Genomic DNA, 10,101 nt, shown 5'->3' with positions numbered 1-10,101 from the left:
CCCCCCCCCCCCCTGGGGGGGGGGGGGGGCCCCCCCCCCCCCAACCCCTACCGCCTCAGCCGGCTGAACGCCGCCGGCTCCCATTCCCGCAGCGCCAGCAACAAGCCCGTCCCTTTGCGCTGCGCCAGCGGCGCCGCCAGGCTCTCCTCGTGCAGCTGCGCGAACCGGGTCCGCAGCTGCCGCAGCTCGGCGCGCAGCTTGGCCTGGGCGCTCTCGGTCAGCATCCCGTGCGCGAAATCGAGCGATTCCCCCGCCTGCCCAAAGGCCGCGTCGAGGAAGTCCGGCATGCCCTGCTCGCGGAAATAGCGGCGGATCGGCCCGTCCGCCAGCCAGTCGAAGTCGCGCGCCACGTTCAGGCGGATGCGGTTCCCCGGCAGCAGGGTGATCAGCCGCAGCCGGTCGAGGCGCAGCAGGTATTGCACGCATTCCGCCTCGCTCAGGCGGTACACGGCCTGCATCTCGGCCATGCTCCAGTGGTTCAGCGCGCACACCGACGCCAGGAGCAGCCGGGGGTCCGATACCAGCTCGCCCTCCTGCTCCGCGCTCAGGGTGCGCAGGCGGCGCTGGCCGTCCTGGGCTTCCTGGGCCAGTTCGGCCAGGGTGAAACCGAGCAGGTTGCAGACTTCGACCACGCGCTCGAGCGTGAACTGCTCGGTGGCGAACAGGCGCTTGACGCTGGGCTCGGACAGGTCGAGGGCGGCGGCGACGTCGCGGTAGGTCATGCCCTGCAGCTTGAGCTGGCGCTTCAGGGTCTGGACGAGCAGGCTGATTTCGGACATGGAAGCCGCCGGCGGCGGTGATGGAGGCGATGCAGGGATGGTAACAGTCCCGTTTCCGCCCCGGCAAGCTGGCGGTTCAGACAGGTACCGCCGCCAGCGCCACGTTGTTCTTGCCCGCGCGCTTGGCCGCGTACATCGCATGGTCGGCGCGCGCCAGCCAGGCGTCCAGGTCGGGCTTGTCCTGCGGCTGGTGGACCGCCACGCCGATGCTGGCGCCCACCTTCACCGTGGCCGAGCGCAGGCGGAAACTCTCCTGCACCAGCTCGAGCAGCTTGCGCGCCGTGTCTTCGGCGTGGGCGGCGTCGGTCAGCATCTCCAGCACCACCACGAACTCGTCGCCCGCCAGGCGCGCCACCATGTCGGTCTTGCGCACCGCCTGCGACAGGCGCGTACCGAACTGGCGCAGCAGCTCGTCGCCTTCCTCGTGGCCATGGGTGTCGTTGACCGCCTTGAAGCCGTCCATGTCGATGAACAGCAGCGCCGCCGGACGGCTGACGCGCTGGGCGCGCGCCATCGCTTCCGGCAGGGCCTCGAGCAGCGCGCGGCGGTTCGGCAGGCCGGTGAGCACGTCGCGCAGCAGCAGCGCCTGCAGTTCGGCGGTGCGCTCGGCCACCGCGGTCTCCAGGCTTTCGTTCATGGCCAGCAGCGCACGCCGGCTGTCGGCCTCGCTGCGCACCAGGTCGCGCAGGGTCGAGGACAGCACCTCCGCCTCGTGGAAACCGCCCACCAGCGGAATCGGCGGCGCTTCCACGCCCTTGGCCGTGGCCTCGGTGGCGCGCTCGATCGCGCGTCCCAGTTCATCCATCGGACGGCTCAGGCGGCGCGCCAGCAGGCCGGCCGACACGGCCAGCGCCAGGGCCAGCGCGGCGCTCCACATCAGCATGCGGCGCTGCAGTTCGGTGGCGCCCTCCATCGCCTTGTCCTCGTCCTGGCGCACCAGCACCGACCAGCGCAGCGAGGCCGGGTCGTCCAGGTCGCCGGTGCGGCTGTAGCCCGTCACGTAGCTGCGGCCGTCGGGCCAGGTCTCGCGCAGCGAACCGGTCTGGCCCTGGCGGGCCGCGTGCAGGCTGGTGGTCTCGATCTTCTTTTCCACCAGCTCCTGGGGGCCGAGCAGCACGGTGCCGTCGTCGCGCACCACGATGATCTCGGCGCCATAGGCGCGCAGGGCCGGCGTGAGCAGCTCGCGCGCATGGCGGCGCGCCCATTCCCAGCTCAGGTGCATGCCGAGCACGCCCTGCAGCCTGCCGTCGGCGCCGTAGACCGGGCCGGACAGGTCGATGAAGCGCCAGGGGTCGGCGCCGGCGGGCAGCAGCTTGTCGAGCAGCTTGGCCGGATGGTAGTCGGTGGCGCGCACACCGTGCTGGCCGGCCTGGAACCAGGGCCGCGCGCTGACGTTGGCGCCTTCGAGCAAGGCCTTGGTGGAGACGGCGACCGTCCCGTCCGGCGCGGCGATGCCGATCCAGGCATAGTCGGGGAAAGTGCGCTGCAGGCTTTCCAGCGCCACCCGGGTCGTGGCAGGGTCCTGGGCCTGCTTGACCGACGGCAGGTCGGCCAGCAGGCGGGCGTCGCCGGCGGCCTGTTCCACGATGCGGTTGAGCGAATCGCGCATCTGCCAGGACAGCTGCTGCAGGCGCAGCTCGGCCTCCTGGCCTGCATGGCTGACGGCGAAGTGGTTGACCAGCGTGAGCTGCAGCGCGACCGTCAGGGCGACGGTGGCGCACACGGCGAGGGTCATCAGGCTGGACAGCCGCAACTTGGAAAACTTGCCCTTCATACGATCGGTAAATACTGGCGAAGGGCCCGATCATAACCGCGAACCATGACAAAAAAGTCATGCAGATCGGAATCTTTTATTACGGAAGAGTCATTTTGGCGCAAAAGCAACACTCTCACCAATATTCACACGCTGCGAAGACCGGACTGAGGAATTGTGCCAAGCAGCGTCACCAACCAAGTTGCATTTTACACCGGACTGATCATTAACTCTAATAAAATAATGATACATTAAGTACGCACATTATTAAGGCGACAGGAACAATATGCGCACCCACATGGACCGCTTCCAAGAGATGCAGATCTTCGTCCGCATCGTCGAGCGGCGCAGCTTCAGCGCGGCGGCGGAAGACCTGCAGCTGCCGCGGGCCACGGTGACGAACGCCATCAAGCGCCTGGAAAAACGGCTCGGCGCCCGCCTGCTCGAACGCACCACCCGGGTGGTCGCGCCCACCCTCGACGGCCAGGCCTATTATGAGCGCTGCGTGCGCCTGCTGGGCGACCTGGCCGAGATGGAAAGCGTGTTCTCGCGCGCCGCGCCGGCGGGCCTGCTGCGCGTGAGCGTGCAGTCGACCCTGGCGCGCCATGTGGTCGCGCCCGCCCTGCCCGGTTTCCTGGCGCGCTATCCGGCGGTCGAGCTGCGCATCAGCGAGGGCGACCGCCTGGTCGACCTGGTGCGCGAGGGCATCGACTGCGTGCTCCGTGTCGGCAACCTGCAGGATTCCTCGATGGTGGGCCAGTCGCTCGCCCAGCTGGAACAGGTGACCTGCGCCAGCCCGGACTACCTGGCCCGCTTCGGCCGTCCCCAGGCGCTGGAAGACCTCGACCGCCACGAAGCGGTGAACTTTGTCTCCTCGGCCACCGGCCGCCCCTATCCGCTGGAATTCATGCAGGGCGGAGAACTGCGCCAGCGCACCCTGCCCGGTTCGGTCACGGTGACGGGCGCCGACATGTACACGGCCTGCGCCGTCGCCGGCCTGGGCATCGTCCAGGTGCCGCGCTACCGGATCGAGGCCGAGCTGCGCTCCGGCGGCCTGGAGGTGCTGCTGCCCGAGCTGGCGCCGCCCACCCTGCCGGTCTCGGTGCTGTATCCGCAGAACCGCCAGCTGTCGCCGCGCGTGCGCGTCTTCGTCGACTGGCTCAAGGCGGTGTTCGCCGGCTTCGACCCGGCCAAGGCGCCGGTGGCAGGCCACCCGCGCCGGCGCCAAGATTTCCATTGACGAGCCGGCAAGCCCTCTTTACGATCCAGCCATCCCCCCAGCAGACCAACGACAGGAGACATCCGATGCCCCAGCACCGCCCCGCGCCCCTTACGATGTTGGCGATCACAGCCGCGTTTACCCTGCCGCTGATGGCCCAGGCCGCCAGCGGCCCGGTGGTCGCCATCGATACCGGCAAGCTGGCGGGCGCGGTGCAGGACGGCGTGGCCAGCTGGAAGGGCATTCCCTTCGCCGCGCCGCCGGTCGGCGCCCTGCGCTGGCGCGCGCCGCAGCCGGCCGCGTCCTGGGAAGGCGTGCGCCAGGCCACCGGCTACGGCGCCGACTGCATGCAGCTGCCCTTCCCCAGCGACGCCGCCCCGCTCGGCACCGCACCCGGCGAGGACTGCCTGTATGCGAACGTGTGGAAGCCCGCCAAGGCAAAGAGCAAGAAACTGCCCGTGATCGTCTGGATCTACGGCGGCGGCTTCGTCAACGGCGGGTCCTCGCCCCCGACCTATGCCGGCGCGGCGCTGGCGAAACAGGGCGTGGTGCTGGTGAGCTTCAACTACCGCCTGGGCCGCTTCGGTTTCTTCGCCCATCCGCAGCTTACGCGCGAGCATGGCGGCGACGCCCTCCTCGGCAACTACGGTTTCATGGACCAGCTGGCGGCGCTGCAGTGGGTCAAGCGCAACGTGGGCGCCTTCGGCGGCGATGCGGAGAATGTCACCATCATCGGCGAATCAGCCGGCGGCATGGCGGTCAACGCCCTGCTCACCTCGCCGATGTCGCAGGGTCTGTTCGCCAAGGCCGTCGTCATGTCCGGCGGCGAAGGCAAGACCGCCGACCCGGGCCTGGCGAATGTCGAAAAGATCGGGGTGAATTTCGCCACGTCCAAGGGCATCGCCGCGGACGATCCGCAGGCGCTGGAGAAATTGCGCGCCTTGCCCGCCGAAGCAGTGGTCGATGGGCTCAACCTGGCCAACCGCTCTGTGCAGGGCGCGCCGACCTATCACGGTCCCTTCGCCGACGGCAAGCTGGCCATCGAGTCGGGCGCCGCCTTCGCGGCCGGGCGCTTCCACAAGGTGCCGGTGATGATCGGGGCCACCAGCGCCGACATCGGCGGCAAGACGGGCTTCATGGTCGCCGGCGCGCGCAGCCTGGCGGCCACCCTGGCCGGCCAGGGCGTGCCGGTCTACGCCTACCGCTTCTCGTATGTGGCGGACGCGATCGGCAAGCCGGGCGCGGCGCATGCGACCGACATCCCCTATTTCTTCGACACCGTCGCCGTGAAATACCGGGAGCAGAGCACGAAGAAGGACCTGGGCATGGGCAAGGCGGTCAGCGCCTACCTGGTGAATTTCGCGAGAAAGGGCGATCCCAATGGCCCGCGCCTGCCGGCCTGGCCGCGCTACCAGCCGGACGCCGACCGCATCATGGATTTCGCCGAAAGCGGCAAGCCGGAACCGAAGCAGGATCCGTGGGGTGGAGAGATCGAGGCCGCGAAGCTGGCCTCGGCCGGCAAGGCTCAGCTGCCGAAATAGCGTCCGGCGCGGTGCCAGGCCATGACCATGCTGCTCATGGCCACCGCGCTCAGGGCCGACCAGCCCACGCGCTCGGGCTCGACCATTGTCAGCGCTACCATGAGGATCACGCTGTCGATCATGACCTGGGTGCGGCCCGCATTGATCGCGTAGCGCTTCTGCAGCCACAGGGTGACGATGCCGGTGCCGCCCAGACCGGCGCCGTGGCGCGCCAGGGCCAGGATGCCCATGCCGCAGAAGGTGCCGCCGCCCAGTGCGGCCACCATCGGATCGACGTGGCCGATCACCAGGCCATTCGGGATCAGCTTGAGCAGGGCCATGATCATGGCGCTGCCGACCAGCGACTTGGCGGTGAAGCGCGCGCCCATGAACAGGTAGCCGAACAGGAAGAACGGCACGTTGATGAGCAGGAACAGCAGGCCGACCGACTGCCCCGTCATGTAGGACCCCAGCAGCGCGATGCCGGCCACGCCGCCCGTGATCAGGCCGGCCGCCTGCAGCAGCAGGACGCCGGTGGCGGCGAACAGCACGCCCACGCAGATGCCGTAGACGTCGTCCAGCAGCGAGTGCGGCTTCACCTCGAGACCGCGGCCGGCCGGCGCCGTCTGCGAACGCATCACGCCCTGCGTCATCGCGCCACCTCGGGGCGGGCGATCGGGAAACGGCAGCGGCGGACAGTGCGCCCGGCCATCGGCCAGGCAGGCATGAAAGCGTGGGTCATGGATTGTGCGGTCTACAAAGCGGGAGACGAGCCCCCCGGGCAGTCAAGGCCGTGACAAGAAAATACGGGAATCCAAACCGTATGACGGCCAACAGCCCGTATTATCGCTCATGTTGCACTGCAATGTAAGTGCGGAAACCCACAGTTACAACAGCGCCCGCATCGGGGTGCGTACGCGAGCTGTAGGGTGGACGGGTTCCCCGTCCACGCGCTAATAGTTTGCGGTGAAATCATTCGGCGCGAAAGCGGAACTTCTACCTATCACCGCGTGGACGGGAAACCCGTCCACCCTACACTGCGGCGCAAACTGAGCTAACTGCGCAGCAGTCTCAAGATGGTTGCGATGTTGTAGGGCTTGGGAGCGAACAGGTAGCGCTTGCGGCGCTCCGCCAGCAGTTCGGGGATCGTAAACCCCGAGGTCAGCACCACCTTGATGTGAGGATAGTGGTCGTCGATGTGGTCGGCGAGGTCCAGGCCGTTCATGCCCGGCATCATGACATCCGAGAACACCGCGTCGATGTCGGGGTGGGCTTCCAGGGCCTGCAGCGCTTCGCCGGCCGAATAGGCGACCACCACTTCCAGGCCGTGGGAACTCAACAGGGCTTCGGCCAGGTCGGCCAGGTCGCGCTGGTCGTCGACAACCAGCACCTTGCGCAGATGTGCGCCCGGTTCGGCACCGGACGCGTGCGAACGTGCCGACGTGCCGGGCGGCGGAAACTTGTGGTCGTCCGTACTGAAGCGGCGCCGGACTGGGGTGCGAAACACGACTTCTCCTCGATGACATCGGCGGTGTCATTATCGCTCTGTTGACGGCGCCTCTACGCACGATTGGGCGCGCGGGCTGCGGCGCCTCAAGCGGGCTTCTGGAGAGGGACCCGGACAATGAATTCGCTGCCCTTTCCCACGCCTTCGCTGCGCACCTCGACCGTGCCCTGGTGTAAAGAAACGATCTCCTTGACCACCGCCAGGCCAATGCCCAGCCCTTCGCCGCGTTGCGCGCCGGTGTTTTCCGCCTGGGTGAAGACATCGAAGATCTTCGGTTGCAGTTCCGAAGGGATGCCCTTGCCGTTGTCCTTCAGGTAGCACACGAAATGGGTCTGGTCCGCCGTCGCCGTCAGCCAGACGTCGCCGCCGGGGTGGTTGTACTTGATCGCGTTGTTGATCAGGTTGACGAAGACCTGGTTGATGCGCCGGCTGTCGACCTCGACCTCGATCGTCACGGCGGGAAAGGACAGGTGGAAGCTGATCTGCTGCGCCTGCGCGGCGGGGCGGCAGCTGTCGACGGCCTCGCTCAGCAGTACCTGCAGGGGGATCTTCTCGTAGCTGATGCTCAACTTGCCGCTTTGTACCCGGGTCAGGTCGACCAGGTCCTCGATCAGCTTTTCCAGGAAACCCAGCTGGCGGTCCATGACGGCCAGGGGCTGCCGGCTGCGTTCGGCGTCGCCGGCGAACATCTGCAGCAGCTGCTGGGCCGAGCGCAGCGGCGACAGCGGATTGCGCATCTCGTGCGCGACGGTGCCGATGAACACGTCGCGCTCGGCCTGGCGCGCCACGTTGTCCTTCAGCTCGTTCTCGAGGTAGCGCGTGCGGGCGCGCAGGTGGGTGGCGTCGCGGAAGATCTTGACGAAACCGGTGACCTTGCCGTGCTCGTCGCGGTGCAGCGGGACGCTGACCCCGCTGGCCCAGAAGCAGGAACCGTCGCTGCGCAGGTGCCAGCGCTCGTCCTCGCCCACGCCCACCAGGGCCGCCGTGTGCGCTTCGTGCTCGTCGAGCTTGCGCTCGCGGTCTTCCGGCACGAACAGGATGCCGGTGGGCTTGCCCAGCACCTGGTCGGCGGTCCAGCCGGTAATGAAGGCCGCGCCCTGGTTCCAGCCGGTGATGCGCAAGTCGGTATCGTAGAACATCACGCCGTATTGCCGTGTCTTGACGAGCATGAGCTCGGCGAAAGCGTCGGCGTCGCGCTGGGTCCAGAAAGTGTCTTGGCGTGTCGAATCGGTGGGCATAGGGTCGCTTGGAACGTCAATCCGCCGCGCGCCGCGGCGGCCCGCCCTGCCCACGGGTAAGGCTTACCCGAATCGGGTGGATGGCCGTACGATTATATTTTTAGAAATAAACTTTCAGCGCACGGATGAACCAGGCGGAATCGAGGCTGCCCGGTTACCGCTTGCACTGGAAATCCATGTCGAACTGATCCTGCCCGCGCTGCCGGTAGGTGGCCCGGCAGGCCGACACGTCGTCGTCGAGCCGCCTGCCGAGGATGGTGCTGCCCTGCCGGCCGTACACGCAGGCCAGCCAGATACTGCGGTCGGGCATTGCCGATTGCATGCGCTCCTTCTTCAGGTCCGGCCACAGTTCGGTGCTCGCCCCCTTGCCTCTCGGCCCATCCTGCGGTCGGATCCAGCGCAGCTGGTCCGGCGGCCCGAGGTAGAGGTCGAGCCGCTGCAGATGGGCCGGCCCGCCGACGAAGGCTTGCCAGCCTTGCGGCGCTTTCGGCGCCCTCATGGATTCGTGCGGGATCGAGGCCGGGCATGTAATACGGCGCCAGGTTGCACCGTGCGCCGTCGGCATCAGTGCGCCGATCACAAGCAACAAAGCGCCTCGAATGAAGGCCCGGCGCGTCATTTCCTGTCTTTCTTCATGCTCGCCGGCTGGACCACAGGCGCCATATGACGTTCGATGACAAAGAACGCATCGGCATTATCGCTTTCTTGCGGCAGGTCCCATCCGGATGCGGCTCTCCTTTACGTTCAATCGTTCGAATGCTGATATCGCGTCTTGGCCTGTGCGCGCGATCTCTCCACTGATCCATGACGACGATGGAGCCATTCGGACCGTGGCGCAAAAAGAACGCGGTGTGGTTATTGTGATCCGCCCCACCATACCGACCGTTGCGAAAGGTTGCGATTGCAGTACCGATAGCGATGCGATTATTACCCGCTACCCTTTCTCCCGCCACCCACCCGGAAGTCGGGCCGACTTTGGTGAAATGCTGAACCAACGCGACGCATTCTGTCGACCCGACCTTGGGCTTGTCTCTCAGCATTCCAGCGGAACGGTATATGTAAGGCATGGCATTCTCCTGCGGATTAATGACGAGCTCGGCAAGAGCGTATTGTCGAATCCTGCAGCGGCATACCATTGGCTATGCGCAAACTGGGCCGTGTGTCGTATCAACAAAACCTGCGGCCCGATTTTTGCGAAACGGTCACCTCACTTATACAGAACCTCCGGCAGCCACAAGCCGATCGCCGGGAAGGTGTACAGCAGCACGATCCCCAGGACCTGCAGTCCCATGAAGGGCAGCATGCCGAGGAAGATCTGGTTCAGGGTCACGTGCGGCGGCGAGACGCCCTTCAGGTAGAACGCCGACATCGCCACCGGCGGCGACAGGAAGGCGGTCTGCAGGTTCATCGCCACCAGCAGCCCGAAGAACAGCGGATCGATGTTGAAGTGGGCCAGCAGCGGCACGAAGATCGGCATGAAGATGACGATGATCTCGGTCCACTCCAGCGGCCAGCCGAGCAGGAAGATCACCACCTGGGCCAGGATCATGAACTGCACCGGCGTCAGGTCCATGCCCAGCACCCAGGCGTTGATGATCTCCTGCCCACCCAGCAGGGCGAAGGCGGCCGAGAAGATGCTGGAGCCGACGAACAGCCAGCACACCATGGCCGTGGTCTTGGTCGCCAGGTGGGCCGATTCGCGCAGCAGGCCGAAGTTGAAGCGCTTGTACGCGATCGCCAGGATCAGGCCGCCGAAGGCCCCCATCGCCGCCGCCTCGGTCGGCGTGGCCAGCCCGAACACGATGCTGCCCAGGACGGCCAGGATCATGATCGCCAGCGGGAACAGGGAGCCGAGCAGCATCTTGAAGATCTCGAGCCGCGCGAAGCTGAAGAACAGGTAGAAGATCAGCAGCGCGACCGCGGCGCCGCCCCACCCCATCCAGAAATTCTTCGTGGCCGGCTTGGCCGCTGGTTCCGCCGCCTGCGCGGGCGCTGCGTCGGGCTGGGCCGCGGCCGCGGCGGGGGCCCGCGCGTGGGCGGGGGCGCCGTGGGCCGGCGGCGCGGGCCGGGGGGCCGCCCCCCGCG

The 10,101-nt window shown here is 67.1% G+C and carries 10 protein-coding genes; 2 read left to right on the top strand and 8 right to left on the bottom strand.

Going from position 1 to position 10,101, the window contains the following annotated elements; genetic code table 11:
• Nucleotides 1-47 precede the first annotated feature (47 nt).
• Nucleotides 48-779, bottom strand: a complete 732-nt coding sequence (locus tag KBW98_RS22845; protein WP_211522465.1) for a helix-turn-helix transcriptional regulator — start codon at nucleotides 777-779, stop codon at nucleotides 48-50.
• Nucleotides 780-855: 76 nt separating this feature from the next.
• Entirely contained in the window at nucleotides 856-2,553 is a 1,698-nt protein-coding gene (locus KBW98_RS22840) for a sensor domain-containing diguanylate cyclase (RefSeq protein WP_211522464.1), read from the bottom strand.
• Nucleotides 2,554-2,830: 277 nt separating this feature from the next.
• Between KBW98_RS22840 and KBW98_RS22835 the strand changes: the two genes are divergently transcribed.
• Nucleotides 2,831-3,772: a LysR family transcriptional regulator gene (locus tag KBW98_RS22835; protein ID WP_211522463.1), complete on the top strand. Its 942-nt coding sequence runs from the start codon at nucleotides 2,831-2,833 to the stop codon at nucleotides 3,770-3,772.
• 65 nt (nucleotides 3,773-3,837) lie between these two features.
• Nucleotides 3,838-5,292: a carboxylesterase/lipase family protein gene (locus KBW98_RS22830; RefSeq protein ID WP_211522462.1), complete on the top strand. Its 1,455-nt coding sequence runs from the start codon at nucleotides 3,838-3,840 to the stop codon at nucleotides 5,290-5,292.
• On the opposite strand, the gene KBW98_RS22825 is transcribed toward KBW98_RS22830, so the two are convergent.
• The 6 genes from KBW98_RS22825 to KBW98_RS22800 all read right to left on the bottom strand — a co-directional run.
• Nucleotides 5,277-5,924 (bottom strand): YitT family protein, encoded by a 648-nt coding sequence (locus KBW98_RS22825; RefSeq protein WP_211522461.1) that lies wholly within the window; start codon nucleotides 5,922-5,924, stop codon nucleotides 5,277-5,279. The two genes, KBW98_RS22830 and KBW98_RS22825, sit on opposite strands and share 16 nt — an antisense overlap.
• Nucleotides 5,925-6,325: 401 nt before the next feature.
• The gene (locus tag KBW98_RS22820) at nucleotides 6,326-6,778 is read right to left on the bottom strand and encodes a response regulator (protein ID WP_211522460.1); all 453 of its coding nucleotides are present in this window, start codon (nucleotides 6,776-6,778) and stop codon (nucleotides 6,326-6,328) included.
• 86 nt (nucleotides 6,779-6,864) lie between these two features.
• Nucleotides 6,865-8,016: a PAS domain-containing sensor histidine kinase gene (locus tag KBW98_RS22815; RefSeq protein ID WP_211522459.1), complete on the bottom strand. Its 1,152-nt coding sequence runs from the start codon at nucleotides 8,014-8,016 to the stop codon at nucleotides 6,865-6,867.
• A gap of 154 nt (nucleotides 8,017-8,170) precedes the next feature.
• Complete coding sequence (locus KBW98_RS22810) at nucleotides 8,171-8,635, bottom strand: STY0301 family protein (RefSeq protein WP_211522458.1); 465 nt, start codon at nucleotides 8,633-8,635, stop codon at nucleotides 8,171-8,173.
• 13 nt (nucleotides 8,636-8,648) lie between these two features.
• The gene (locus KBW98_RS24245) at nucleotides 8,649-9,056 is read right to left on the bottom strand and encodes a BPSL0067 family protein (RefSeq protein ID WP_373888995.1); all 408 of its coding nucleotides are present in this window, start codon (nucleotides 9,054-9,056) and stop codon (nucleotides 8,649-8,651) included.
• Nucleotides 9,057-9,223: 167 nt separating this feature from the next.
• A partial coding sequence (locus KBW98_RS22800; protein ID WP_211522456.1) for a TRAP transporter large permease subunit occupies nucleotides 9,224-10,101 on the bottom strand: 878 nt, incomplete at its 5' end.

It is taken from the genome of Massilia sp. ST3 (assembly GCF_018119405.1).
In the GTDB taxonomy this organism is placed as follows: Bacteria; Pseudomonadota; Gammaproteobacteria; order Burkholderiales; family Burkholderiaceae_D; genus Telluria.
Note: the sequence above shows the minus strand (reverse complement) of the source record. Positions and strands in the feature narration are given on the sequence as shown.